The organism is Ralstonia pickettii, assembly GCF_030582395.1.
In the GTDB taxonomy this organism is placed as follows: Bacteria; Pseudomonadota; Gammaproteobacteria; order Burkholderiales; family Burkholderiaceae; genus Ralstonia; species Ralstonia pickettii_D.
In genome coordinates this window covers 1,603,128-1,628,907 of the sequence record NZ_CP104381.1, presented here as the reverse complement: position 1 = coordinate 1,628,907, position 25,780 = coordinate 1,603,128, and the positions used below count along the sequence as shown (strand labels likewise).

Genomic DNA, 25,780 nt, shown 5'->3' with positions numbered 1-25,780 from the left:
TGGTGTGCGCTCTGCAGCGCAGCAAAATGTGTTCTGCGTAGGGGAAAACGCCATGTTGAGACGCAGCAACGCTATCGCGTATTGTACTTGCGAGTAAAGAAAGCTGCAGCCTGCGAACCCTTGCACCACAACGATTCGCACGGTTTTTCAGATGGCCGGGTAAACATGGGGGCCGATGTGGCAGCGCACAACAATATCCCGTTGACGTGCTTGGCGATCACGGGAACAATCGGCCAAAAAATAGAACGGTTGTTCAGTTTTTTTAGGAGACACCATGGCCCTGATGGGACAAATGATGAGCGCTCCGTTGCTCATCTCGACCATCATCGAACATGCAGCGCGCAATTCCGGTTCGACTGAAGTCGTGTCGCGCCGTGTCGAGGGCGATATCCATCGCACCACGTACCGGCAAGTGCGAGACCGTTCCAAGCAACTGGCAAATGCGCTGGCCGCACTCGGTGTGCAGCCCGGCGAGCGTGTGGGCACGCTGGCCTGGAACGGCTATCGCCACCTTGAAATCTATTACGGCGTGTCCGGCTCGGGCTCGGTGTGCCACACCATCAACCCGCGCCTGTTTCCGGACCAGATCGCCTACATCGTCAATCACGCTGACGATCCGTACGTCTTTTTCGACCTGACGTTTGTGCCACTCATTGAGGGCATCGCACCGCATTGCCCGAACGTGAAGGGCTGGGTTGCGATGACCGATCGCGCGCACATGCCGACCTCCAGCGTGCCGATGCTCTGTTATGAGGAGCTGCTGGACGCGCAGACCGCCGATTACACCTGGCCGCAATTCGACGAGAACACCGCTTCCAGCCTGTGCTACACGTCCGGCACCACGGGCAACCCCAAGGGCGCGCTGTATTCGCATCGCTCCACGGTGCTGCACTCGTATGCGTCGGCCATGCCGGACGCGCTCGGGTGCTCGGCGCAGGACGTGATCCTGCCGGTGGTGCCGATGTTCCACGTCAACGCGTGGGGGCTGCCGTATTCGGTGCCGCTGGTGGGCGCCAAGCTCGTCTTCCCCGGGCCGAAACTGGACGGTGCTTCGCTGTTCGAATTGTTCGAGCAGGAAAAGGTGACATTCTCGGCCGGCGTGCCGACGGTATGGCTCGGCCTGCTGCAACACGTGCAGGCCAACAAGCTGAAGTTCTCGACGTTCCGCCGCACGGTCATCGGTGGTTCTGCAGCGCCCCCGGCCATGATCCGCACGCTCAACGAGCTGGACGTGGAAGTCATCCACGCGTGGGGCATGACGGAAATGTCCCCGCTCGGCACCACGTGCAAGCTGATGGGCAAGCATGCCGACCTGCCGGACGAGGCCAAGCAGCACGTGCTGGAGCGCCAAGGCCGCGCCATCTACGGTGTCGAGATGAAGATCGTCGATGCCGAAGGCCACGAATTGCCATGGGACGGCAAGGCTTTCGGCGACCTCTACGTGCGCGGGCCCTGGACCATCCAGAGCTATTACCGCAACGAGGTATCGCCGCTGGTCGATGGCTGGTTCCCGACGGGCGACGTCGCCAACATCGATGCCGATGGCTACATGCAGATCACCGATCGCAGCAAGGACGTGATCAAGTCTGGCGGTGAGTGGATATCGTCCATCGATGTGGAAAACGTGGCGGCGGCGCACCCCGGCGTGCATATGGCCGCGTGCATCGCATGCCATCACCCGAAGTGGGATGAGCGTCCGCTGCTGGTCGTGATGAAAAAGCCGGGTGTCGAACTCACGCGCGAAGAGATGCTCAAGTTCTTCGAGGGCAAGGTTGCCAAGTGGTGGATTCCGGACGACGTGGTGTTCGTCACCGAAATTCCGCTCACGGCCACCGGCAAGATGCAGAAGCTGAAACTGCGCGAGCAGTTCAAGGACTATCAGTTCCCAGCTGTACAGGCTTAGCGATACATAGAAACAGAAACCGCCGCCCGTACACGGGGCATCCCGGCACGAGGACGGCGGACGTAAGACAACCGGATCAGGGCCGGCCGCTGCGCATCGATGATTCGATGCCGCGGAATGAAGCCCGGGCGCGTTGCAACCTGGAGACGCAAGCAGCCGCAGGCCCTTCAGAGGCACGCGGAGAGTGACTCGCCGGCGGCTCCACCACATGAAGGAGACACGCATGACGAAGTTCCGTCCGTTGGTTGTGGCTGTTGCATGTGTTGCGGCAATCGGTGGGGCAGTCCTGCCCACCGCAGCGTCCGCCGCCGAAACCGTGAAGATCGCCTGGATTGATCCGTTGTCCGGCCTGATGGGCGCGCTGGGGCAGAACCAGTTGCGCAGCTGGCAGTACATCGCCGATCTCGCCACACAAAAGAACTGGGCCGGCGACGGCACGAAGTTCGAGGTGGTGGGCTTTGACAACAAGCTCTCGCCGCAGGAAAGCCTGACCGCGCTCAAGCAGGTGGCCGACCAGGGTATCCATTACATCGTGCAGGGCAATGGCTCGAGTGTCGGCATGGCGCTGGAAGACGCCGTGGCCAAGTACAACGAGCGAAATCCGGGTAAGGAGATCGTCTACCTGAACTATGCCGCGGTGGACCCGGACATGACGAACAGCAAGTGCAACTACTGGCACTTCCGTCTGGACGCCAACTCCGACATGAAGATGGAAGCGCTGACCAGCTTCCTGGCGAAGGATCCGAAGGTCAAGAAGGTCTACCTGATCAACCAGAACTATTCGTTCGGGCATCAGGTCGCGCGCGCCGCCAAGGAATATCTGAAGCGCAAGCGTCCGGACATCGAGATCGTGGGTGAAGACCTGCACCCGCTGGCGCAGGTGAAGGACTTCTCACCGTACGTATCGAAGATCAAGTCGTCGGGTGCCGACACCGTTATCACCGGCAACTGGGGCAGCGACCTGGCACTGCTGATCAAGGCCGGCAAGGATGCAGGCCTGAATGCGAACTTCTATACGTACTACGCCTCGACCACCGGTGTGCCGACAGCGATGGGCTCCGCAGGCGCGGACCACGTGAAATACGTGGGCTACTGGAACGTCAACAACGACGGCTATAAGGGCGCGGATATCGTCGAGGGTTACAAGAAGAAGTACAACGACGATTACTACCTCATGGCGTCATACACAGGCATTGCCATGCTGGCGAAGGCCATCAAGCAGACCAAGTCCGCCGAGCCTGCCAAGGTTGCCAAGGCCTTCGAAGGCATGAAGGTCGACAGCCTGAACGGCACCTTCGAGATGCGCGCGTCCGACCACCAGGGCCAGCAGCCGCTCTACATCGCCACCTGGGAAAAGACGAACGGCAAGAGCGTCAAGTTCGACCAGGAAAACACCGGCTACGGGTGGAAGACCGACGCAGTGCTCGACCAGTACGTCGCGTCCCAGCCGACCTCCTGCCAGATGAAGCGTCCTCAGTAAGGCCGCGGGTGGTGTGCCGAAGGGCCGCCCGATGCTATCGTGCGGCGATGTTTTAAACGGGGTCCATGGGCCAGCGCTTTATTGCGTGCGGCCCATGCTCCGCCGAATCTGCTGGAAGGGCTGCAGCGTGGAATTTCTAGTCATCAATCTCCTGAACGGCATCAGCTACGGGCTGTTGCTGTTCATGTTGTCTTCGGGCCTGACGCTGATCTTCAGCATGATGGGCGTCCTCAATTTTGCGCATGCCAGCTTCTACATGCTGGGCGCGTATTTCGCCTATGTCGTCAGCGGCTATCTGGGCTTCTGGGCCGCGCTGATCGTGGCGCCGCTCCTGGTTGGGGCGCTGGGCGCGGTGGTGGAACGTTTTGGCCTGCGCACGGTGCACCGCTATGGCCACGTCGCCGAACTGCTGTTCACCTTCGGGCTGGCTTATCTGATTGAAGAGGGCGTGAAGCTCGTGTGGGGCCTGCCCGCCGTGCCGTACCGCGTGCCGGACGCGCTGGATGGCCCGTTGTTCACGCTGTTCACCTCGTCGTTTCCCAAGTACCGCGCCTTCATGATGCTGGTGTCATTGCTGATGCTGGTCGGGATTTTCCTGCTGCTGACGCGCACGCGCATCGGGCTCGTCATTCAAGCGGCGCTCACGCATCCGGATATGGTGGAAGCGCTGGGTCACAACGTTCCGCGCGTGTTCATGCTGGTGTTCGGCGGCGGCTGTGCGCTGGCCGGATTGGCGGGTGTGATCGGCGGCAATGCCTTTGTTACCGAGCCATCGATGGCGGCCGCGGTCGGCTCCATCGTGTTCGTGGTGGCGGTGGTGGGCGGCATGGGCTCTCTGGTGGGCGCATTCATTGCGTCGCTGCTCATCGGCTGCATTCAGACCTTTGCCGTGACACTCGATATTTCCGTGTCCAGCGTGCTGGGGAAAATTGGCGTCACGCTCAACCCCGACGTGCCGCTCATCTCGGTCTGGAACCTGACGATTGCGCAAGTCGCACCGGTGCTGCCGTATCTGCTGCTGGTGCTGATGCTGATCTTCCGCCCGCGTGGGCTGATGGGTACGCGGGAGAGCTAAATGGAACGCACCATGCACCAACAAGCGCAACAACAAGCCGCGCTGCCGGCCAACGATCGTGCGCGGACGATGAAGTTCAAGCCGGTCAATCTTGCCCGCTGGCTGCTCTGGGGCTCGACTGCACTCGTGATGATCGTGCTGCCGCTCATCTGGCCGCAGGGTTTTGCCATCACGCTGCTCTCGCAGATGGGCATCATGATCATCTTCGCCCTGTCGTACAACATGCTGCTGGGCCAGTCCGGCATGCTGTCGTTTGGACACGCCGTGTACTCCGGTCTTGGCGCTTTCATGGCCGTGCATCTGCTCAACAAGATCGGCGCCATGCAGGCACTGGGCATGGGCGGGCCGCTCGCCGTCGCACTCTTGCCCATTGCGGGTGGCCTGGGCGGCGCGCTGTTCGGCGTAATTTTCGGCTACGTCACCACAAAAAAATCCGGCACGACGTTCGCCATGATCACGCTGGGTATCGGCGAGATGGTGTTCGCCAGCGCGCTGATGTTCCCGGACTTCTTTGGCGGCGAGGGCGGTGTGTCGACCAACCGCAGCATCGGCGACGCGCTGCTGGGCGTAACGTTCGGGCCGGCGCGGCAGGTGTATTACCTGATCGCCGCGTGGTGCCTGATTTCGATGGCGCTGATGTACGCATGGACGCAGACGCCGCTGGGCCGCATCGCCAATGCGGTGCGCGACAATCCCGAGCGCGTGGAGTTCATCGGCTACAACACGCAGCGCGTGCGCTTCCTGGTGGTGATTCTGTCAGCGTTTTTCGCGGGCATCGCGGGTGCGCTGTCGTGCATCAATTTCGAGATCGTGACGGCCGAGAACGTGTCGGCGGTGCGCTCAGGCTCGGTGCTGCTGGCGGCGTTCATTGGCGGCATGGGCAGCTTCTTCGGGCCGATCATCGGCGCGGTGCTCACGGTGTTCTTCACCGTTGCGCTCTCGGGTATCACCAAGGCGTGGCTGCTGTACCTCGGGCTGTTCTTTGTGTTGATGGTCATGTACGCGCCGGGCGGAATCGCCAGTCTTCTGGTCATGCATCTGCCAATCCTGCGGCGCGGCAAGCTCAAGACGCTGCTGCCGGCCTATGGCGTGGCGGTCGTGCCGGCGGTCATCCTGCTGGTTGCATTGATTTCCACCGTGGAAATGATCTACGCCGTGCAGGACGATGCCTCCGGTGGTGTCGCGAAGCTGTTCGGCCTGACCGTCGAACCGACTACCTTGAAGCCGTGGATTGCCGCCGCCGTGCTGTGGCTGGTGGGCGCCTTCGGCCTGCGTGCCGCAGCGGGCAAGCTGCGCACCGCTTGGGACAACGCATTGCAGGAGCCGCAACCATGAGCCAACCGACATCTGGGCCGACCGCAGCGCTCGAGTTGCGCGATGTTCGCAAGCGCTTTGGCGCCACTGAAATCATTCGGGGGGTCAACCTCACCATCGGCAAGGGCGAGCGCCATGCGCTCATCGGACCGAACGGCGCCGGCAAGTCGACCACGTTCAACCTGATCTCGGGCCGTTTTCCGGCCACCTCGGGAAGCGTGCGCCTGAATGGGGAAGAGATCAGCGGGCTGGCGCCGTTCGAGATCAACCGCAAGGGCTTGTCGCGCAGCTTCCAGATCACGAACATCTTCCATCGCCTGTCGGTGTTCGAGAACCTGCGCTGCGCGGTGCTCTGGTCGCTTGGCTACAAGTATTCGTTCTGGCACAAGCTGGCAGAGCTGCGCGACGCACGCGAGCGCGCTGAGGAAGTACTCGAGCAGATCGGCATGACGCATCGGCGTGAGGCCGCTGCAGGCCTGCTGACCTACGCCGAGCAACGGGCGCTGGAAATCGGCATCACCATCGCGGGCGGTGCCGACGTGATCCTGCTGGATGAACCTACGGCCGGCATGAGCCGCTCCGAATCCGACCATGCGGTCGAGCTTATCCGCAAGGTCACGGTGGGCAAGACGCTGGTGATGGTCGAGCACGACATGAGCGTGGTGTTTGGCCTCGCCGACCGCATCTCGGTGCTCGTCTACGGCGAAGTGATCGCCACCGACACACCCGAAGCCATTCGCAACAACCGGCGCGTGAAGGAAGCCTACCTGGGCACCACGCTGGACGAACCTGCAGGAGCGCATTGATGGCAACAAATACTCCGATGTTGGAGGTGCGCGACCTGCACGCGTACTACGGCAAGAGCCACATCCTGCACGGCGTCGACATGCACGTAGGCGAGGGCGAGATCGTTGCGCTGCTCGGGCGCAATGGGGTGGGGCGTTCCACCTTGGCCAAGTCGATCATGGGCATGGTCCGGCACGAAGGAGAAATCCTGCTGCGCGGTAAGAACGTCAGCGGCCTGCGAACCTTTGAAGTGGCGCACAAGGGCATCGGCTATGTGCCCGAGAACCGAGACATTTTTCCTACGCTGACCGTGCGGCAGAACCTGCTGCTTGGCGAGAAACGCAACCCCGGTCAACCCAAACCGCGCTGGCAGGTGGAAGACATGTACCAGATGTTCCCGCGCTTGAAGGAGCGCGAGAACACCGCGGCAGGTGTGCTGTCAGGCGGCGAGCAGCAGATGCTGACGCTGTGCCGCACGCTGATGGGTGATCCCGACTTCATCATCATCGATGAGCCGACCGAGGGCCTTGCGCCGCTGGTCGTGACGCTCGTGGGCGAATACCTTAAGACGCTCAAGGAGCGGGGCATCTCCGTGCTGCTGGTGGAACAGAAGCTGGCCATTGCCCTGGATATTTCACAACGCGTGTATGTGATGGGGCACGGGCAGATTGTGTTTGAGGGAACGCCCCAGCAGTTGAAGGCCGATGCCAAAGTCCGGCAGGAGTGGCTGGAGGTGTAAAGGCCGGACGTTCAACCACACTGAAAAGATGGCCCGCACGGATAACAGTGCGGGCCTTTTTTTGTTTTGCCTAGTTGGCAACCACGCCCGTCGCAGTGACGTTGGAAGGTTCGGGTTGTTGAAGATGCGCCGGGCTGAACTGCATCTCGGTGTACTTCACGAATCGCGTCTTGAATTTCCAGCGGTAAGCCAGCCAGATCGCCACGAACAGGATCACGCCGCAATACGTTGCGATGAAGGCGCCGAAGTTGTCCACCGGTGCAAACAGTGCCTTGGTGTTCTGCCCAAGGATGATCACCGCGCATAGGATCGCCACCATGATCGGCCCGAATGGGAAGAACGGCGACCGATACGCCAGTTGCTCCACGGAGTGGCCCTGGCTTGTGAATCCCTTGCGGAATCGGTAGTGCGCCAGCGCAATGCCGAACCAGGCGATGAAGCACGTTACCGCAGACGTATTCAGCAGCCACAGGTAGACCACCTGATCGCCAAACAAAGAGCTGAAGAAGCACAACGCGCCAACTGCGGACGTGGCGAGCAGCGCGCGATGCGGCACGCCATTGGCAGACACCTTGGCAAACCAGCGCGGCGCTTGGCCTTCGAGCGCCAAATCGTACAGAATCCGCGTCGACACATAGAGGCTCGACGTGCCGGACGACAGCAGCGCGGTCAGCACCACCGCATTCATCATCCCGGCCGCAAACGCGAGGCCCGCGTGCTGGAACACCAGCGCAAACGGGCTGACGCCGACGTCCGTCGCTTCATTGCGCAGCAGGTTCGGGTCGGTGTATGGCAGCAGCACGCCGATGATCAGGATCGCCAGCACATAAAACAGCAAAATGCGCCAGAACGTCTGGCGGATGGCGCGGGGAATCGTGCGCGAAGGGTTCTCCGCCTCGCCGGCGGCCACGCCGATGGTTTCGACACCCTGGAACGAAAACCCGGCAATCATCGCCACACCCACCATGGCAGGCACCCCGCCCACGAACGGCGCATCACCCACGGCGAAGTTCTGCCAACCCGACTGTGGGCCGCCGTGCATGATGCCGAAGATCATCGCGAGGCCGATCAGCAGGAACACGACGATCGTCACTACCTTGATCATCGAGAACCAGTATTCCGCCTCGCCAAAGCCACGCACGGAGAAAGCATTGAGGCCAAACATCAGCAGCAGGAATGCGGCGCTCCAGACCATGCCCGAGACACCCGGGAACCAGTACTTCATCACGAGTTGCGCGGCGGCCAGTTCCACGGCCACGGACACGGCCAGCGCAAACCAGTAATTCCATCCGAGCGCAAAGCCGAAGCCTTCTTCGACATACAGGCGGCTGTAAGTCACGAACGAGCCCGAGACCGGCAGATGTACCGCCAGCTCGCCAAGACTCGTCATCAGGCAATAGACCATCACGCCGATCAGCGTGTAGGTCAGCAGTGCGCCGCCGGGGCCCGCCTGGGCAATGGACGCGCCGGACGCGACGAACAGCCCCGTGCCGATGGCGCCGCCCAGGGCGATCATCATCAGGTGGCGCGAGCGTAGGCCTCGGCGCAGTTCGGATTGGGCTTCGAGCCTGGTGGGGGTGATGGGTGTATGCATAGCCGGTAGCGCCGAAGCGGGCGCCCCAATGAAAGCGCCGGCCGGATGCTGTGCAAACGGCTGGCGGAGCGGGGAATGATTACTGGGTACTGTTTGCCACGGTCGGCAATTCGGGGCCCGGGTCTTGGCCGGCCAGCGAATCGCGCAGCACTGGCGGGCGAGGGAAGTGCATGTCCTGGTAACGGACAATGCCGCCGCCACGCACCAGCCGGTAACCGATCCAGATCAGAAAGAAGACGGGGATGCCGATGTACGTGGCGATCACCGCCGGCCAATCTACGGTGCCGCTGGTGAACGCCTGGTAGTTCTGGCCAAGCGTGATGACCAGGCACAACCCGAACGCGAACAACGGGCCATATGGGAAGAACCTGGAGCGGTACGGCAACTGCGCCGGATCGTGCCCCTGCGCCACGAGTCCCTTGCGGAAGCGATAGTGGCTCACGGCAATCCCAAGCCACGCCACGAACCCGGTCATGCCGGATGTGTTCAGCAGCCACAGGTAGACCGTCTTGTCGCCAAACAGCGAACTCAGGAAACACAGCGCGCCGACGGCGGTCGTGGCCAGCAGCGCGTTGCGCGGCACACCGTTGCGCGTGAGTTGAGCAAAGATGCGCGGTGCACGGCCCTCAGTGGCCAGGTTGTAGAGCATGCGCGTGGATGCATACATACCCGAGTTGCCCGCCGACAGCACCGCGGTCAGGATCACCGCATTCATCAGCCCGGCTGCAAAGGCCAGGCCGGCATGCTTGAACACCAGCGTGAACGGGCTCACGCCAATGTTGGTGACTTCCGTCGACAACAGATTCGGATCGGTGTACGGCACCAGCACGCCGATGATGAAGATCGCCAGCACGTAGAACAGCAGGATCCGCCAGAACACTTGTTTGACCGCACGCGGAATGGTGCGCGCCGGGTCGGCCGATTCGCCGGCCGCCACGCCAATCAGCTCCGTCCCCTGGAACGAGAACCCGGCGATCATCGCCACTCCGATCATCGCCGGCAACCCGCCCACGAACGGCGCATCGCCGATCGTCAGATTCTGCAGGCCCGATTGCGGACCGCCCTTCATGATCCCGAAGATCATCGCCAGGCCAATGCCGATAAAGAAGATGACCGTGACCACCTTGATGAGCGCGAACCAGTATTCCGCCTCGCCAAAGCCGCGCACCGAGATGGCGTTGAGCAGGAACATGATGGCGAGAAACACAGCGCTCCACAGCACGCCGGGCACATCGGGAAACCAGTAATGCATGACGAGCTGCGCGGCCGCCAGCTCAACGGCAATCGTCACGGCCCAGTTGTACCAATAGTTCCAGCCAAGCGCGAAGCCGAAGCCTTCGTCCACGTACAGCGCGCCGTAGGTGGCAAACGACCCGGAAACCGGCATGTAGGCGGCAAGCTCGCCCAGGCTGGTCATCAGAAAGTAGACCATCGCCCCGATCAGGATGTAGGCGGCGAGGGCGCCTCCGGGGCCGGCCTGCGAGACCGACGCGCCCGAGGCCACGAAAAGCCCGGTGCCGATCGACCCGCCGATGGCGATCATGGTGAGATGGCGCGCGCGCAAGGTGCGGCGCAAGCCCGGCGTCTCTGAGGACGGGGTAGCGTGTTCTGACATGGATACAGAGTGGTCGATTTTGCTCGGATCGCGAATCAAATCGACAAAATGTGACGAGACGTCCCCGCGCCTGATGGGCACCGGCGAACGAAATGCGCGACTCTATCAAAACCGTCACGCAGCGGGCAAAAAATCCATGCTGCGGCACATGCGTTTGAACCCGCCGGGCGCCGCTGCATCGCCCGCCAGACGGCGCCGCGCAGCGCAAAAATAAAAATTGAACGACCGTGCTATTTTGTGTATTCTGTGTCGAGTCGCGGCCTTACCGCGCGTTAAAAAAACGAGAGTAGAGAGACAGTTCAACCGCGAGGCACGGTGGGCTCATTTGCCGGCCCTCGCATCACCAAAGGAACCAGCATGACTGCGGAGTACAAGGTCCAGGACGGCGTTGCCGTCATTACGCTCAGCAACCCGCCTGTCAACGGCCTTGGCCACTCCACGCGCCTAGGCATCGTTGAGGGCATGGTGAAAGCGGGCGACGACGCCAACGTCAAGGCCATCGTCATCACCGGTGCAGGCAAGGCCTTCTCGGGCGGCGCCGATATCCGCGAATTCAATACGCCCAAGGCGACGCAAGAGCCGACGCTGCATGCCGTGATCAAGGCAGTCGAGTCGAGCAGCAAGCCGGTCGTGGCGGCCATCCATTCGGTGGCGATGGGCGGCGGGCTGGAACTGGCGATGGGCTGCCATTTCCGCGTGGCCGCACCGGGCGCGCAGATCGCGCTGCCGGAAGTGAAGCTGGGCATCCTGCCGGGCGCTGGCGGCACGCAACGTCTGCCGCGCGCCATCGGCCTGGAACCGGCGCTGAACATGATTGTCTCCGGCAATGCCATTCCGTCGGAAAAGCTGGCCAAGAGCGGCCTGTTCGACCAGATGATCGAAGGTGACCTGATGGCCGGTGCCATCGATTTCGCACTGAAGGCCGCGGCCGAGGGCAAGCTGCCGAAGCTGCGCGATCGCAAGGTCGAGCACGACAATCCGCAAGGTTTCCTGCAATTCGCGCGCAACACCGTCGCGGCCGTCGCCAAGAACTTCCCGGCGCCGGGCAAGTGCGTTGACGCCGTGCAGGCCGCGGTGGAAAAGCGTTTTGACGACGGCATCAAGTTCGAACGCGACCTGTTCATCGAACTGGTGAATACGCCGGAATCGCGCGCACTGCGCCACGCCTTCTTTGGTGAGCGCGCTGCGAGCAAGATCCCCGATGTGCCGGAAGACACCCCGGTGCGCAAGGTGGAGAAGGTCGCCGTGATCGGCGCCGGCACGATGGGCGGCGGTATCTCGATGAACTTCCTGAACGCTGGCATTCCGGTGACGATCCTGGAAACCAAGCAGGAAGCGCTGGACCGCGGCGTCGCCACCATCCGCAAGAACTACGAGAACAGCGCCAAGAAAGGCAAGCTCACGCAAGAGAAGGTCGAGCAGCGCATGGCCCTGCTGACCCCGACGCTGTCTTATGACGACATCAAGGATGCCGACCTCGTCATCGAGGCCGTCTTTGAAGAAATGGGCGTCAAGGAAGTCGTGTTCAAGAAGCTGGACGAAGTCGTCAAGCAGGGCGCGATCCTGGCGTCGAACACCTCCACGCTGGACGTCGACAAGATCGCCAGCTTCACCAAGCGCCCGCAAGACGTGGTCGGCATGCACTTCTTCAGCCCGGCCAACGTGATGAAGCTGCTGGAAGTCGTGCGTGGCAAGGAGACCGCCAAGGACGTGCTGGCCACCGTCATGAAGCTGGCCAAGGCCATCAAGAAGACGGCGGTCGTGTCCGGCGTGTGTGACGGCTTCATCGGCAACCGCATGATCGAGCAATACAGCCGCCAGGCCGGCTACCTGCTCGACGAGGGCGCGCTGCCGGAGCAGGTCGACAAGGCCATCGAAAAATTTGGCTTTGCCATGGGCCCGTTCCGCATGGGCGACCTGGCCGGCAACGACATCGGCTGGGCCATCCGCAAGCGCCGCGCCGTGGACAAGCCGGACATCGTCTACTCGAAGACCGCTGATCTGCTGTGCGAAATGGGCCGCTTCGGTCAGAAGACCGGCGGCGGCTGGTACGACTACAAGGCGGGCGACCGCAAGCCGTATCCGAACCAGCAGGTCAACGACATGATCGTCCAGCACTCGAAGGATCTGGGCATCACGCGCCGCAAGATTTCGGACGAGGAAATCGTCGAGCGCCTGGTGTTCGCGCTGGTCAACGAAGGCGCGAAGATCCTGGATGAGGGCATTGCCTCCAAGGCTTCCGACATCGACATGGTCTACCTGACCGGCTACGGCTTCCCGCTGTTCCGCGGTGGCCCGATGCTCTACGCGGACACCGTCGGCCTGTACAACGTCGCACAAGCCATGCACCGCTACAGCAAGGGCTACCACGGTGAAGCGTGGAAGGTCGCCCCGCTGCTGCAGAAACTGGCCGATGAAGGCAAGGGCTTTAACGGCTGAATGAGCGGCGAATCAATCGACTGACGCGACTGAACCACCATGCAACTTGCGCCCACCGACTGCCTGCTGATCATCGACGTGCAGAACGATTTTCTGCCCGGTGGTGCGCTGGCCGTGCAGGACGGCGACCAGGTCATCCCGGTCGTCAACCGTCTCGCCAAGGCGTTCGGACGCGTGGTGCTGACGCAGGATTGGCATCCGCGAGAGCATGTGTCTTTCGCGGCCAACCATCCCGGCAAGGAACCATTCGGCACGATCGATTTGCCGTATGGCGCTCAAGTGCTGTGGCCGGTGCACTGCGTTCAGCACAGCAGCGGCGCGGCGCTGGCCGATGGGCTGGACGTGCCGCATGCCCAGTTGATCGTCCGCAAGGGCTATCACCCACACATCGACAGCTACTCCGCATTCTTTGAAGCGGATCGCAAGACGCCAACCGGCCTGCTGGGATACCTGCGCGAGCTTGCGGTCAAGCGCGTGTTCTGCGTTGGCCTTGCCACGGATTTCTGCGTGGCATGGTCGGCGCTGGATGCGCGTGCTGCGGGGCTGGAGGTCGCTGTCATCGAGGATGCGTGCCGCGCGATCGACCTCAACGGTTCGCTTGCGCAGGCGTGGCAGCGGATGACGGATGCAGGCATCGCACGGTTGCAGTCGCCAGACGTTTTGAACGGATAACAGAGATACCGGGCCGCTGCCGATGCAGTGCGCCCGCCACCAGATACGAGGAGCAACACCATGACCGAAGCAGTCATCGTTTCCACCGCACGTACCGGTCTGGCCAAAAGCTGGAAGGGCGCCTTCAACATGACGCACGGCGCTACGCTGGGCGGCCACGCGGTTCAGCACGCCATCGAGCGCGCCAAGATCGAACCGGGCGAAGTGGAAGACATCCTGATGGGCTGTGCGAACCCGGAAGGTGCAACGGGCGCCAACATCGCCCGCCAGATCGCCCTGCGTGCCGGTTGCCCCGTAACCGTGCCGGGCGCCACCGTCAACCGCTTCTGCTCGTCGGGCCTGCAGACCATCGCCATGGCCGCGCAGCGTGTGATTGCCGATGAAGGCGACATCTTCGTGGCGGGCGGCGTGGAATCCATCTCTTGCGTGCAACAGGAGATGAACCGCCACATGATGACCGAAGGCTGGCTCAACAAGCACAAGCCGGAAATCTACTGGAACATGCTCCAGACCGCCGAGAACGTCGCCAAGCGCTACAACATCGCCAAGGAGCGCATGGACGAGTACGGCGTGCAAAGCCAGCAGCGCGCCGCCGCTGCTGCTGCTGCCGGAAAGTTCAACGACGAGATCGTCCCGATGACGACGGTGATGGGCGTGGCCGATGCCAAGACCGGCCAGCTCATGACCCGCGAAGTCACGATCTCCGCCGATGAAGGGATCCGCCCCGACACGACGCTTGAAGGCGTGGCAAAAATTCGCTCCGCAGTGCCGGGCGGCGTCATCACCGCAGGCAATGCCAGCCAGTTCTCCGATGGCGCATCCGCAGCCGTTGTGATGAACGGCAAGGTGGCCGCTGCCAAAGGCCTGCAGCCGCTGGGTGTGTTCCGCGGCTTTGCCGTGGCCGGCTGCGAGCCGGACGAAATGGGCATCGGCCCCGTCTTCGCCGTACCCAAGCTGTTGAAGAAGGCGGGTCTCAAGGTCGAAGACATCGGCTTGTGGGAACTCAACGAAGCGTTCGCCGTGCAAGTGCTGTACTGCGCTGACAAGCTGGGCATTCCGATGGACCGCCTGAACGTCAACGGCGGCGCCATCGCCGTGGGCCATCCGTACGGCGTGTCGGGCGCACGCCTGGTGGGCCACGCGTTGATCGAAGGCAAGCGCCGCGGCGTCAAGTACGTGGTCGTGACCATGTGCATTGGCGGCGGCCAAGGCGCAGCCGGCCTGTTCGAGGTGCTCTAAACAGACGGGCTCCCGCTCAAAACGGGAGCCTGTTTTGTTTCTGCCAAAGCTGGCTTGATCGCCATCTCGGGCGCGCCTTTCTTTGCTTACTTTCTTTGGCAAGACAAAGAAAGTGAGTCGGGCCCGGCAGGGCACGAAACAAGGGGTTGACCCAAAGCCCTCGCCCGGGCAGGGCACGAAACACAGGATGCACCACCAACATCATGTCCTCGAAACTGCTATCCCGCCGCGACCTCAGCTTCCTGCTCTACGAATGGCTCAACGTCGAATCGCTCACGCGCATTCCCCGTTACGCTGATCACTCCCGCGAAACCTTCGACGCCGCACTGGACACGTGCGAGCGCATCGCAACAGACCTGTTCGCCCCGCATAACAAGAAGAACGACCAGGAAGAACCGCACTTCGACGGCAAGAAGGTCCACATCATTCCCGAGGTAAAGGCAGCGCTGGATGCCTTCAACAAGGCCGGTCTCATGGCCGCCGGGCAGGACTTTGAACGCGGCGGTATGCAACTGCCCACCGTGGTCGAGAAGGCCGGCTTCGGCTTCTTCAAGGCTGCCAACGTCGGCACCAGTTCGTATCCATTCCTCACTATCGGCAACGCGAATCTGCTGCTCGCGCACGGCACGCCCGCGCAGATCGAAACGTTCGTGCAGCCCGAGATGGAAGGCCGCTTCTACGGGACGATGTGCCTGTCGGAGCCGCAGGCTGGCTCATCGCTCTCGGACATCGTCACGCGGGCCGAGTACGAGGGCGAATCGCCGCTCGGCGCGCAGTACCGTTTAACCGGCAACAAGATGTGGATCTCCGCCGGTGAACACGAGCTGTCGGAAAACATCGTCCACCTTGTGCTGGCGAAGATCCCCGGCCCGGACGGCAAGCTGATTCCCGGCGTGAAGGGTATCTCGCTGTTCATCGTGCCGAAGTTCCTCGTCAACGCCGATGGCTCGCTCGGCGAGCGCAATGACGTGGTGCTCGCCGGCTTGAACCACAAGATGGGCTATCGCGGCACGACCAACTGCCTGTTGAACTTTGGCGAAGGCACGCAGTTCCGCCCGAAGGGTGCAGACGGCCAGCCGCGCGCAGGGGCGATCGGTTATCTCGTCGGGGAGCCGCACAAGGGCCTCGCGTGCATGTTCCACATGATGAACGAGGCGCGCATCGGCGTCGGCATGGGCGCAACGATGCTTGGCTACACGGGTTATCTGCATGCGGTGGACTACGCGCGCAATCGCCCGCAGGGGCGTCCGGTCGGGCCGTCGGGCAAGGATGCAGCATCTCCGCAGATCCGTATCGTCGATCACGCCGACGTGCGTCGCATGCTGCTGGCGCAGAAGGCGTATGTGGAAGGCGCGCTCGGCCTGAACCTGTATTGCGCCAAGCTCGTCGATGAAGAACGCGGGGAAACCGACGCGACCAAACGCGCCAAGCTCGGTCTGCTGCTCGACATCCTCACGCCGATTGCGAAGAGCTGGCCGTCGCAGTGGTGCCTGGAGGCCAACAGCCTGGCGATCCAGGTGCACGGCGGGTACGGCTACACGCGCGAATACAACGTCGAGCAGTTTTACCGCGACAACCGCCTGAACCCGATTCACGAAGGCACGCACGGCATCCAGGGCCTGGACCTGCTGGGCCGCAAGGTCGTGATGCAGGACGGCGCTGCTTTCGCCGCGCTCGGTGAGCGCGTGCAGGCCACCGTGGGCCGCGCGCTGGAAACCGACGATGAAACGCTGGTCGGCTACGGCCGTGCGCTTGGTATGGCGACGCAGAAATTGGCCAAGGTCACGCAGACGCTGTGGGCCGCCGGCGACCCGCGCGTGACGCTGGCAAATGCCTCCGTCTATCTGGAAGCGTTCGGCCACGTGGTCGTGGCCTGGATCTGGCTGGAACAGGCGCTGGCCGCCGCCAAGGCATTGCCGAACGCCCAAGGCGAAGACGCCGATTTCTACCGCGGCAAGCTGCAGGCCGCGCGCTACTTCTTCCAGTGGGAACTGCCGAAGATCGACCCGCAGATCGTCCTGCTGGGCTCGCTCGACACGACCACACTGGACATGCAGGACGCCTGGTTCTGACGGTAACGCACAACGACAACGAGATACAGGAGACACCATGGGTACGCTTAAGCATCTGTTTGATCTTTCCGGCAAGACGGCGCTCATCACGGGCGGCTCCCGCGGCCTCGGCCTGCAGATTGCCGAAGCGTTGGGCGAGCAGGGCGCGCGCATCGTGCTGTCTGCCCGCAAGGCCGATGAGCTGAAGGAAGCGCAGGCGCACCTGAAGTCGCTCGGCATCGAGGCTGACTGGATCGCAGCAGACGGCGCCATCGAAGCCGACATTCAGCGCCTGGCCGACGAGGCGCTGGCCAAGCTCGGGCATGTCGACATCCTGGTCAACAACGCGGGCGCAACGTGGGGCGCGCCGGCGGAAGACCACCCTGTTGAAGCCTGGGACAAGGTGATGAATCTGAACATCCGCGGACTGTTCCTGCTCACGCAGCAGATCGGCAAGCGTTCGATGATTCCGCGCAAATACGGAAAGATCGTCAATGTGGCGTCGATTGCGGGCCTGAAGGGCAATCCGCCCGGCTCGCTGGATACGATTGCCTACAACACCAGCAAGGGAGCAGTGGTCAACTTCACGCGCGCGCTGGCGGGCGAGTGGGGCGAACACAACATCACCGTCAACGCGATTGCCCCGGGCTTCTTCCCGTCGAAGATGACGCGCGGCTCGCTGGAAAAGCTCGGGGTCGACAAGCTGGCCGAACGCTCGCCGCTGCATCGCATTGGCGACGACGAAGACCTCAAGGGCGTGGCCGCGCTGTTTGCGTCGGATGCGTCCAAGCACATCACCGGCCAGATCCTCGCCGTCGACGGCGGCGTGAGCGTGGTCTAATTTCGGCTGCTTCTCACTTTTTCTGACGCAGCATGCCCGCAGACAACAACGGTTTTCCGATCGACATCCCTTTCCTGAAGCTTCTCGGCATGCGCTGCCTGAAGGTGGCCGATGGTGAGGGCGTGGTCGAACTCGCCCTCGAAGCGCAGCACATGAACAGCTGGGAAATGGCCCACGGCGGCGTGACCATGACGATGCTCGACGTCGCCATGGCCATGGCCGGGCGCTCGGCCGACGTGCATGGCCGCGGCGTGGTGACGATCGAGATGAAGACGGCGTTCATGCAGCCCGGACGCGGCACGCTCAAGGCCAGCGCGCATTGTGTGCATCAGTCCACCACCATGGCGTTTTGCGAAGGCGAAGTGCGTGACGCAGATGACAAGCTGGTCGCACGCGGCTCGGGCACGTTCAAGTTCGTCAAGCGCATGCCACCGCCGCGCACACCCGAACCCGGTGCGGACGGCTGACGAGTCAACCCCGCAGTTGCAGTACCAACGTACCTAGTTGCACACCGGACTACGTCCGGCACGCAAGAAGAGCAACCACGGAGACAACCATGCAACAAGCTGCGCGGCGGACGGCGTCCGCCCTTGCCATCACTTTGCTTTACTGCACGGGACTGACTATGACTCTGGAAGGATGCGCCGCCAACTCCGCGCCGCCTGATACGCCAGCCGCCAATGCTCCGACCGCAGTGCAGCCGCCCCCGGCGCCCAACCCACCGATGCTGAAACCGCTGACGGCTGACGAATCCGACCCGAACAAGATGGGCTGGATGCAGGGCTTCCCGCCGCCGCCCGACCGCATCATCCGCTTTGATCTGGCGGGCAACATGTTCCCGCGCACGCGCTACGGTTACAGCCACGTGCGCGAGTTCGTGCCGACGCGCGTGGTGTGGCACGGCGACGGCCCGGTCAGCAAGCTGCCGCGTGCGGAGCGTGACATCAGCGGGGTGCTGTTTACGGATCCGAACGGCACGCGCCGCACGTTTGCCGAAGCGCTCAAGCTGACCTACACCGACGGCATCCTCGTCATGCACAAGGGCAAGGTGATCTACGAGCGCTACTTTGGTGCGCTCGATGCGCATACGCCGCACATTGCCATGTCGGTCACGAAATCGTTTGTCGGCACCTTGGCCGCCATGCTGGTGGCTGACGGCAAGCTCGATCCGGCCGCGCCCGTCACGCAGTACGTGCCGGAGCTGAAGGACACCGCTTACGGCGACGCCACCGTGCGCCAGGTGATGGACATGACCGTGGGCGTGCGCTATTCCGAAAACTACGCCGACCCGAACGCCGATGTCTGGGCCTACGCCCGCGCTGGCGGCATGCTGCCGCGGCCGGCGGGCTACAAGGGCCCGGACAATTTCTACGATTACCTGACGACGCTGCGCAAGGAAGGCGAGCACGACGCGGAGTTCTCGTACAAGACCGTCAACGCTGAAACACTGGCGTGGATCGTGCGCCGTGCGTCGAACAAATCGCTGGCGTCGCTGCTGTCCGAGCGCATCTGGCAACCGATGGGCGCACAGGACGATGCGTACTTCTCGGTCGACAGCATCGGTACGGAATCAGGCGGCGGTGGCCTGAACACCACGCTGCGCGATCTGGCCCGCTTTGGCGAGATGATCCGCAACGACGGCCGCTTCAACGGCAAGCAGATCCTGCCCAAAAGCGTGATCGACGACATTCGCCGCGGCGGCGATCCGGCCAAGTTTGCCAAGGCAGGCTACACGACGCTGCCCGGCTATTCGTATCGCAATATGTGGTGGGTTTCGAGCAATGACCACCATACGTTCGAAGCGCGCGGCATCCATGGCCAGCGCATCTATATTGATCCGGTGGCCCAAATGACGATCGTGCGCTATGCCTCGCACCCGGTCGCCGCCAATGCTGCCAATGATCCGGTCACGCATCGCGCATATGCGGCGCTGGCCGAGTACTTCATGCAACACAAGTAACAACCTGACCCAACACCGATATCCGATATTCAGGAGCGTTTTTCATGTCGAAGACCTATCAGCGCATCGTTCTGGCTTCGCGCCCGCAAGGGGCCGTGACGCCCGACAATTTCCGCCTGGAGACGGTGGAGCTTCCCGAGCTGCAGGACGGCCAGGTGCTGGTGCGCAACCATTTCCTGTCGCTCGATCCGTACATGCGCGGCCGCATGAACGACAGCAAGTCCTATGCGCAGCCGCAGCCGCTGGATGAGGTGATGATCGGCGGCACGGTGGGCGTGGTGGAAGCGTCCAAGAACCCGTCGTTTGCCGTGGGCGATGCCGTTGTCGGCATGTTCGGCTGGCAAGAAGTGGGCGTGTCGGACGGCCGCGGCATTCAGAAGGTTGATACGCGGCACATTCCGCTGTCGGCGTATCTCGGTTCGGTCGGTATGCCGGGCGTGACGGCGTGGTATGGCCTGAACAAGATCATGCATCCCAAGCCCGGCCAGACCGTGGCAGTGAGCGCCGCTTCGGGCGCCGTGGGTAGCGTGGTCGGCCAGCTTGCCAAGCTCAAGGGCTGCCGCGTGGTGGGCTTTGCCGGCGGCAAGGACAAGTGCGATTACGTGGTCAACGAACTGGGCTTTGACGCCTGCATCGACTACAAGGCCGCCAGTGACGCAAAAGAGCTGTACAAGATGCTCAAGGAAGCGACGCCCGACGGCATCGATTCGTACTTTGAGAACGTCGGTGGCGCGATTCTGGATGCGGTGCTCTCGCGCATGAACGCGTTCGGCCGCATTGCCATGTGCGGCATGATCGCCGGCTACGACGGTCAGCCGCTGCCGCTGCAGAACCCGCAGTTGATCCTGGTGTCGCGCCTGACCATCGAGGGCTTCATCGTCTCTGAACACATGGACGTGTGGCCGGAAGCACTGCGCGAGCTGGGCGGCTTCGTGGCCCAGGGCAAGCTGAAGTTCCGCGAGAGCGTGGCACAGGGCTTGGCTAGCGCACCGGAAGCGTTCATGGGCCTGCTGAAGGGGAAGAACTTCGGCAAGCAACTCGTCAAGCTGGTTTGAGGTGAGCCGTATGCGGACTGTCAATCGCTTGACAGTCCCCCGGGCGAGGGCCGCCACAGAATGGCCCCACCCACAACGAACGCGTGAAGGAGACACCATGAACGCACCTGAAACCACGCAAGCCAAGCGGCCCGATAGCATGGCCGCCAGTCTCAGCCCCGAGGCTGCCGCGCGCTATCGCAATCTGCCGCGCCCGCCGCAGTTTGCCACCGTTGAAGAAGAGCGCCTGCACCGCAAACAGCGCTTGGCTGCGGCGTTCCGCTTGTTCTCCAAATTCGGTTTCGACGAAGGGGTGGCCGGACACATCACGGCGCGTGACCCGGAACACCAGGACAGCTTCTGGGTGAACCCGTTCGGTGTGCATTTCAGCCAGGTGACAGTATCGAACCTGATCCGCTGCGATCACCACGGCAACGTGGTGGAAGGGGATTACCCGGTCAACGCCGCAGCGTTTGCGATTCACTCGCGCGTGCACCAGGCGCGTCCCGACGCGGTGGCCGCTGCGCACTCGCACAGCACGTACGGCCGGGCGTGGTCGACGCTCGGCCGCAAACTCGACCCGCTTACGCAAGACGTGTGCGCCTTTTATGGCGACCATGCCGTGTATGACGATTTCGGCGGCGTAGTGGTCGAGCTGGACGAAGGCCAGCGCATAGCAGAAGCGCTGGGCGACAACAAGGCCGCCATCCTGCAGAACCACGGCCTGCTGACGGTCGGCAAGACAGTCGATGAAGCGGCGTGGTGGTTCATCACGATGGAGCGCTCGTGCCAGGTGCAGTTGCTGGCCGAAGCCGCTGCCGCACGCACGGGCGAAGCACCGCGCACGATTTCCGATGCTGCTGCCCGTCAGGCGTATTCGATCGTCGGATCGGCGCAGGCGGGTTGGTTCCAGTTCCAGCCGCTGTACGCGCGCATCGTCAAAGAACAACCCGATCTGCTCGACTGATCGGCATCGCAAATTTCTGGAGCCCGCATGACGGACCTGATCCTGCATCACTACGCCACCTCGCCGTTTTCCGAGAAGGTGCGTTTGATCCTCGGTTACAAAGACCAGCCGTGGAAGTCCGTCACGGTGCCGTCCATCTTGCCGAAGCCCGATGTGATGCCGCTCACCGGCGGCTACAGGCGCACGCCGTTCCTGCAGATCGGTGCCGACATCTACTGCGATACGGCGCTGATGGCGCACGTGATCGAGTCGATCCATCCGCTGCCAAGACTCGTGCCGTCCGAGCACGCAGCCGCTGTGTTTGCGATGGCACAGTGGGCCGATACGACGCTGTTCTGGGCGACGGCGACATTCGTGATGCAACCGGCGGGCTTCCAGAGCCTGTTCGGCGATGTGCCCGAAGCCTTCGTCAAAGCCTTTGTGGAAGATCGCAAGGCCATGCGCGTGGGCGGCACTGGCTTGCGCACACCGCCGCCGGAAGCCACTTCCACGCTGAATGTCTTCCTGGCGCAGCTCCAACGGCAGTTGGCCACGGGCGAACGTATCTTCCTGTTTGGCGAGCAGCCCACCGTAGCTGACTTCTCCGTCTACCACTGCCTGTGGTTCATCCGCCGTGCGACGGCAGTGGCCGGCATTCTCGACGCGCATCCGGAAGTGGTGGCGTGGATGCATCGCGTAGCGGCCTTCGGCCACTCGCAGGCGCAATCCATGACACCGGCCGAGGCGCTGGACATCGCCAAAGCCGCCACGCCCCGTGCCTTGACTGAAACGAACGCCGCCTTCGACAACACCTACGGCCTGCCCAAAGGCACGCGCGTGACGGTGGCGGCGGTCGACTACGGCGTCGATCCTGTCGAAGGGGACCTCGTCGTCTCCACGCGCGACAGCGTCGGCGTGCTGCGCGAAGATGCGCGCGTCGGCCAGGTGGTGGTGCATTTTCCGCGCGTGGGATACGCCGTTCGCAAGGTCGAGGCGGCAGGCTGACACGGCTTTGCCATCTCGATCGCCTTTTCTACTACAACGACATCAGTGAGACACGTATGAAGCAATTCGCAGGCGGTGTGGCCGTCATCACGGGCGGTGCGTCGGGTTTCGGCAAGGAGTTCGCCAAGATCGGCGCGGGGTTGGGCATGAAGCTGGTGCTGGCCGATATCCAGCAGGATGCGCTGGATGCCGCCGTGGCTGAATTCTCGGCGCAAGGCGTGGAAGTGATTGGCCTGCGCGTCGACGTGTCGAAGGTGGAGGAAGTGCAGGCGCTGGCTGATGCCGCCATCAAGACGTTCGGCAAGGTCAACCTGCTGTTCAACAACGCCGGCGTGGGCGCTGGCGGCCTGGTCTGGGAAAACTCCGAGCGCGACTGGGATTGGGTGCTCGGCGTGAACCTGCACGGCGTCATCCACGGTGTGCGAATCTTCACGCCGCTGATGCTCGAAGCCGCGAAGAAGGATCCGTCGTACGAGGGGCATATCGTCAATACGGCGTCGATGGCGGGGCTGCTGAACGCGCCGGCCATGGGCATCTACAACGTGTCCAAGCACGCGGTGGTGGCGTTGTCAGAATCGCTGTACCAGGACTTGAGCCTGGTTACCGAACAGATTCATTGCTCGGTGCTGTGCCCGTACTTCGTGCCGACCGGCATCACGCAGTCTGACCGCAACCGCCCGCAGGATTTGGCGAACACGGCACCGCCCACCAAGTCGCAGCTCGTTTCGCGCGCCATGTCGGAAAAGGCGGTCAGCTCCGGCAAGGTCACCGCCGAGCAGGTCGGCCAGATGACGTTCGATGCGATCCGCAACGCGGGCTTCTACATCTATTCGCATCCGCACGCGCTGGCACCTGTGCAGCATCGCTTTGAAGACATCATCTCGCAGCGCAATCCGTCCGATCCGTTTGAAGGCAAGCCAGACGTGCGTGCGCGTCTGGTCGATGCGCTGCGCGGGTAACCCCACCTCCACGACTGCCATAACGCCGAGATCGCCATGAACACCGCCACCGCTGCCGCCATCACGGAATCGCAATTCGCCGACCTGCCCAACGGCACGCGGCTGCATTACGCCAGCGCCGGCAAGCCCGGTGCGCCGTTAATGCTGTTCGTTCACGGCTTTCCGGAGTTCTGGTACGAGTGGGAAGCGCAGCTTGCTGCGTTTGGCGACACGCACTTCGCCGTTGCGCCCGACATGCGCGGCTACAACCTCTCGAGCAAGCCGGCCGCAGTGGATGCGTATCGCCCGAAACTGCTGGTGCAGGACCTTGAGCAGTTCATTGCCGCTCTGGGCTACGAGCGTGCCATCGTGGTGGCGCACGACTGGGGCGGGGCGATCTGCTGGAACCTCGCCATGCAGCATCCGGAGTTGGTCGAGCGGCTGGTAATCGTCAATTCGCCGCACCCGTGGGTGTTTGCGAATGCGCTGCTGAGCGATCCCGCGCAGCAGGCTTCATCAGCGTATATGAATTGGCTACGCCAGCCGGGCTCGGAGCAGGCGCTGGCCGCCAACGAGTTCGAAAAGCTCGAGGGCTTCTTCAGCGGTATGGGCCAGCCCGTGGCTGAATGGTTCACGCCCGAGGTGCGGGCGCGCTATCACGCCGCCTGGAGTCAGCCGGGCGAAGGCGGGTCACATGGCCTGACCGGCGGCGTCAACTATTACCGCGCCTCGCCGTTGCACCCGCCCACCGAGGGCACGGCGCCGTTGCGCATCGACCAGATGCCGCCCGAGGCCTTTGTCGTGAAGGTGCCCACGCTGGTGATCTGGGGCGAGATGGATATGGCGCTGCCGAAAAACCTGCTGAACGGGCTGGAGCGATTCATTCCGGACATGCGCCTGGAGCGCATTCCCGACGGCACGCACTGGGTCGTTCACGAACAACCGGAGCGCGTTACTGCGCTGATCCGGTCGTTCGTTTCCTGAAGGCCCGGATTACATCGACTCCGCCAGCATGCGGCGGTAGTCGTCCGCTGTGGCGATGCGCGGATTGGTTTTGTGGCAATGGTCGAGCAGGGCGCCTTCCACGACATGTTCCAGCGCGTCGTCCGGCACGCCCATCTGGCGCAGGCCGGTCGGCAGGCCCAGGCGCGCCGTCAGATCATGCACGGCCTGGGCGAGGTCAGCGCCCGCCGGCAGGTTCATCACGCGGCGCATGCGGGCATAGCGGTTGTCGCGCACCACCGTCTCGGCTGTCTCGTTGAAGCGCAGCACCGCCGGCAGCACCACCGCATTCAGCGTGCCGTGATGCAGCCCCGTCTTGCCGCCGACCTTCACGCCGCCCAGCGGGTGCGACAACGAATGCACGCACCCCAAGCCCTTCTGGAACGCCATCGCGCCTTGCATTGACGCGCTCATCATGTTCAGCCGCGCATCGCGGTCAGTACCATCGCGTGTGGCTCGTTCGATGTTGGCCCATGCGCGCTCCAAACCATCCAGGGCGATGCCGTCCGCAGGCGGGTTGAACGCCGGCGCCAGGAAGGTCTCGATGCAATGCGCGATCGCGTCCATACCGGTGGCGGCCGTCAGCGCGGCCGGCAGGCCCAGCGTCAGCTCTGCGTCGCAGATGGCCGACTTGGGCAGCAGGTGCCACGAGTGAAAGCCAAGCTTGCGGCCGTCTTCCAGGATGATGATCGCGCCGCGCGCCACTTCGCTCCCCGTTCCGGCCGTGGTTGGAATCGCAATCAGCGGCGCCGCCGCTTCCGTGATCTTCGTGCTGCCGCCCTCGATGGTTGCGTAGGTGGTGAGCGGTCCCGGGTGTGTGGCCGCAATCGCAATGCCTTTGGCCAGGTCGATCGACGAGCCGCCGCCAATGGCGATCAGCCCGTCGCAGCCGGCGTCTTTGTACTGCGCCGTGGCCTTCAGCACCATCGCCTCGGTCGGGTTGGAGGGCGTCTCATCGAACACCGTGACGGGCAAGCCGCCCGTGGCGTCAATCGCACGCTGCGCAAGTCCGGCGGCTGCCACGCCTTTGTCGGTCACGATCATCGGCCGACGGATGCCGACGCGTGCGCATTCGCTTTTCAGTTCGTTGACGGTGCCGAAGCCGAGATGAACGTGCGTGAGATAGAAGATGAGGGCCATGCTGTCT

General features: G+C 63.0%; 21 protein-coding genes. 18 read left to right on the top strand and 3 right to left on the bottom strand.

The genetic code is table 11. From position 1 onward, the window contains the following. Window positions 1-274 precede the first annotated feature (274 nt). From N5B55_RS07840 to N5B55_RS07815, 6 genes are all read left to right on the top strand, one after another. A complete protein-coding gene (locus N5B55_RS07840) occupies window positions 275-1,903 on the top strand; it encodes a 3-(methylthio)propionyl-CoA ligase (RefSeq protein WP_304539692.1) in 1,629 nt (542 codons plus the stop codon). Window positions 1,904-2,126: 223 nt separating this feature from the next. Beyond that, complete coding sequence (locus tag N5B55_RS07835) at window positions 2,127-3,383, top strand: branched-chain amino acid ABC transporter substrate-binding protein (protein WP_065855089.1); 1,257 nt, start codon at window positions 2,127-2,129, stop codon at window positions 3,381-3,383. A 127-nt stretch (window positions 3,384-3,510) separates the two neighbouring features. Then, window positions 3,511-4,458, top strand: coding sequence for a branched-chain amino acid ABC transporter permease (locus N5B55_RS07830; RefSeq protein ID WP_065855141.1), 948 nt, complete (start codon window positions 3,511-3,513; stop codon window positions 4,456-4,458). Beyond that, window positions 4,459-5,793 carry a branched-chain amino acid ABC transporter permease gene (locus N5B55_RS07825; RefSeq protein WP_304539691.1) on the top strand — a complete coding sequence of 445 codons (1,335 nt, stop codon included), beginning with the start codon at window positions 4,459-4,461 and terminating at the stop codon, window positions 5,791-5,793. After that, entirely contained in the window at window positions 5,790-6,578 is a 789-nt protein-coding gene (locus tag N5B55_RS07820; RefSeq protein ID WP_065855085.1) for an ABC transporter ATP-binding protein, read from the top strand. Before N5B55_RS07825 ends, N5B55_RS07820 begins: the two co-directional genes overlap by 4 nt. Next, on the top strand, window positions 6,578-7,297 hold the full coding sequence (locus N5B55_RS07815; RefSeq protein ID WP_009238104.1) for an ABC transporter ATP-binding protein: 720 nt from the start codon (window positions 6,578-6,580) through the stop codon (window positions 7,295-7,297). The genes N5B55_RS07820 and N5B55_RS07815 overlap by 1 nt, the downstream gene beginning before the upstream one ends. A 70-nt stretch (window positions 7,298-7,367) precedes the next feature. Here N5B55_RS07815 and N5B55_RS07810 read toward each other — a convergent pair whose 3' ends face one another. Further along, window positions 7,368-8,891, bottom strand: a complete 1,524-nt coding sequence (locus tag N5B55_RS07810; protein ID WP_304539690.1) for an amino acid permease — start codon at window positions 8,889-8,891, stop codon at window positions 7,368-7,370. Between the two features lie 79 nt (window positions 8,892-8,970). Next, window positions 8,971-10,506 carry an amino acid permease gene (locus N5B55_RS07805; RefSeq protein ID WP_304539688.1) on the bottom strand — a complete coding sequence of 512 codons (1,536 nt, stop codon included), beginning with the start codon at window positions 10,504-10,506 and terminating at the stop codon, window positions 8,971-8,973. 357 nt (window positions 10,507-10,863) lie between these two features. Between N5B55_RS07805 and N5B55_RS07800 the strand changes: the two genes are divergently transcribed. From N5B55_RS07800 to N5B55_RS07745, 12 genes are all read left to right on the top strand, one after another. Continuing rightward, window positions 10,864-12,945 (top strand): 3-hydroxyacyl-CoA dehydrogenase NAD-binding domain-containing protein, encoded by a 2,082-nt coding sequence (locus N5B55_RS07800; protein ID WP_304539687.1) that lies wholly within the window; start codon window positions 10,864-10,866, stop codon window positions 12,943-12,945. A 39-nt stretch (window positions 12,946-12,984) separates the two neighbouring features. Then, on the top strand, window positions 12,985-13,617 hold the full coding sequence (gene pncA, locus N5B55_RS07795) for a bifunctional nicotinamidase/pyrazinamidase (RefSeq protein WP_304539686.1): 633 nt from the start codon (window positions 12,985-12,987) through the stop codon (window positions 13,615-13,617). A 60-nt stretch (window positions 13,618-13,677) separates the two neighbouring features. Beyond that, window positions 13,678-14,856: an acetyl-CoA C-acyltransferase gene (locus N5B55_RS07790; RefSeq protein ID WP_065855074.1), complete on the top strand. Its 1,179-nt coding sequence runs from the start codon at window positions 13,678-13,680 to the stop codon at window positions 14,854-14,856. Window positions 14,857-15,059: 203 nt separating this feature from the next. Then, on the top strand, window positions 15,060-16,928 hold the full coding sequence (locus N5B55_RS07785; protein ID WP_304539685.1) for an acyl-CoA dehydrogenase: 1,869 nt from the start codon (window positions 15,060-15,062) through the stop codon (window positions 16,926-16,928). 37 nt (window positions 16,929-16,965) lie between these two features. Then, entirely contained in the window at window positions 16,966-17,748 is a 783-nt protein-coding gene (locus N5B55_RS07780; RefSeq protein WP_065855069.1) for an SDR family oxidoreductase, read from the top strand. A 32-nt stretch (window positions 17,749-17,780) separates the two neighbouring features. Continuing rightward, the gene (locus N5B55_RS07775) at window positions 17,781-18,215 is read left to right on the top strand and encodes a PaaI family thioesterase (protein WP_304539684.1); all 435 of its coding nucleotides are present in this window, start codon (window positions 17,781-17,783) and stop codon (window positions 18,213-18,215) included. Window positions 18,216-18,304: 89 nt separating this feature from the next. Next, entirely contained in the window at window positions 18,305-19,708 is a 1,404-nt protein-coding gene (locus N5B55_RS07770; RefSeq protein ID WP_304539683.1) for a serine hydrolase domain-containing protein, read from the top strand. 44 nt (window positions 19,709-19,752) lie between these two features. After that, window positions 19,753-20,763 carry an NADP-dependent oxidoreductase gene (locus tag N5B55_RS07765; protein ID WP_009238113.1) on the top strand — a complete coding sequence of 337 codons (1,011 nt, stop codon included), beginning with the start codon at window positions 19,753-19,755 and terminating at the stop codon, window positions 20,761-20,763. A 97-nt stretch (window positions 20,764-20,860) separates the two neighbouring features. After that, entirely contained in the window at window positions 20,861-21,709 is an 849-nt protein-coding gene (locus N5B55_RS07760) for a class II aldolase/adducin family protein (protein WP_154208568.1), read from the top strand. Between the two features lie 27 nt (window positions 21,710-21,736). Further along, the gene (locus N5B55_RS07755; RefSeq protein WP_304539682.1) at window positions 21,737-22,693 is read left to right on the top strand and encodes a glutathione S-transferase family protein; all 957 of its coding nucleotides are present in this window, start codon (window positions 21,737-21,739) and stop codon (window positions 22,691-22,693) included. Between the two features lie 56 nt (window positions 22,694-22,749). Continuing rightward, window positions 22,750-23,652 carry an SDR family oxidoreductase gene (locus N5B55_RS07750; protein ID WP_304539681.1) on the top strand — a complete coding sequence of 301 codons (903 nt, stop codon included), beginning with the start codon at window positions 22,750-22,752 and terminating at the stop codon, window positions 23,650-23,652. Between the two features lie 36 nt (window positions 23,653-23,688). Beyond that, window positions 23,689-24,615 (top strand): alpha/beta fold hydrolase, encoded by a 927-nt coding sequence (locus tag N5B55_RS07745; RefSeq protein ID WP_304539680.1) that lies wholly within the window; start codon window positions 23,689-23,691, stop codon window positions 24,613-24,615. A 9-nt stretch (window positions 24,616-24,624) separates the two neighbouring features. Here the strand turns inward: N5B55_RS07745 and N5B55_RS07740 are convergent, their stop codons facing one another. Then, window positions 24,625-25,773 carry an iron-containing alcohol dehydrogenase gene (locus N5B55_RS07740; protein WP_304539678.1) on the bottom strand — a complete coding sequence of 383 codons (1,149 nt, stop codon included), beginning with the start codon at window positions 25,771-25,773 and terminating at the stop codon, window positions 24,625-24,627. Window positions 25,774-25,780: the final 7 nt, after the last annotated feature.

Coding starts and splice junctions, on each gene's coding strand:
- N5B55_RS07760 (WP_154208568.1), top strand. CDS start 20,861: ATGAACGCACCTGAAACCACGCAAGCCAAGCGGCCCGATAGCATGGCC.
- N5B55_RS07810 (WP_304539690.1), bottom strand. CDS start 8,891: ATGCATACACCCATCACCCCCACCAGGCTCGAAGCCCAATCCGAACTG.
- N5B55_RS07790 (WP_065855074.1), top strand. CDS start 13,678: ATGACCGAAGCAGTCATCGTTTCCACCGCACGTACCGGTCTGGCCAAA.
- N5B55_RS07815 (WP_009238104.1), top strand. CDS start 6,578: ATGGCAACAAATACTCCGATGTTGGAGGTGCGCGACCTGCACGCGTAC.
- N5B55_RS07785 (WP_304539685.1), top strand. CDS start 15,060: ATGTCCTCGAAACTGCTATCCCGCCGCGACCTCAGCTTCCTGCTCTAC.
- N5B55_RS07825 (WP_304539691.1), top strand. CDS start 4,459: ATGGAACGCACCATGCACCAACAAGCGCAACAACAAGCCGCGCTGCCG.
- N5B55_RS07820 (WP_065855085.1), top strand. CDS start 5,790: ATGAGCCAACCGACATCTGGGCCGACCGCAGCGCTCGAGTTGCGCGAT.
- N5B55_RS07770 (WP_304539683.1), top strand. CDS start 18,305: ATGCAACAAGCTGCGCGGCGGACGGCGTCCGCCCTTGCCATCACTTTG.
- N5B55_RS07840 (WP_304539692.1), top strand. CDS start 275: ATGGCCCTGATGGGACAAATGATGAGCGCTCCGTTGCTCATCTCGACC.
- N5B55_RS07775 (WP_304539684.1), top strand. CDS start 17,781: ATGCCCGCAGACAACAACGGTTTTCCGATCGACATCCCTTTCCTGAAG.
- N5B55_RS07740 (WP_304539678.1), bottom strand. CDS start 25,773: ATGGCCCTCATCTTCTATCTCACGCACGTTCATCTCGGCTTCGGCACC.
- N5B55_RS07750 (WP_304539681.1), top strand. CDS start 22,750: ATGAAGCAATTCGCAGGCGGTGTGGCCGTCATCACGGGCGGTGCGTCG.
- N5B55_RS07805 (WP_304539688.1), bottom strand. CDS start 10,506: ATGTCAGAACACGCTACCCCGTCCTCAGAGACGCCGGGCTTGCGCCGC.
- N5B55_RS07800 (WP_304539687.1), top strand. CDS start 10,864: ATGACTGCGGAGTACAAGGTCCAGGACGGCGTTGCCGTCATTACGCTC.
- N5B55_RS07755 (WP_304539682.1), top strand. CDS start 21,737: ATGACGGACCTGATCCTGCATCACTACGCCACCTCGCCGTTTTCCGAG.
- N5B55_RS07835 (WP_065855089.1), top strand. CDS start 2,127: ATGACGAAGTTCCGTCCGTTGGTTGTGGCTGTTGCATGTGTTGCGGCA.
- N5B55_RS07765 (WP_009238113.1), top strand. CDS start 19,753: ATGTCGAAGACCTATCAGCGCATCGTTCTGGCTTCGCGCCCGCAAGGG.
- N5B55_RS07745 (WP_304539680.1), top strand. CDS start 23,689: ATGAACACCGCCACCGCTGCCGCCATCACGGAATCGCAATTCGCCGAC.
- N5B55_RS07780 (WP_065855069.1), top strand. CDS start 16,966: ATGGGTACGCTTAAGCATCTGTTTGATCTTTCCGGCAAGACGGCGCTC.
- pncA (WP_304539686.1), top strand. CDS start 12,985: ATGCAACTTGCGCCCACCGACTGCCTGCTGATCATCGACGTGCAGAAC.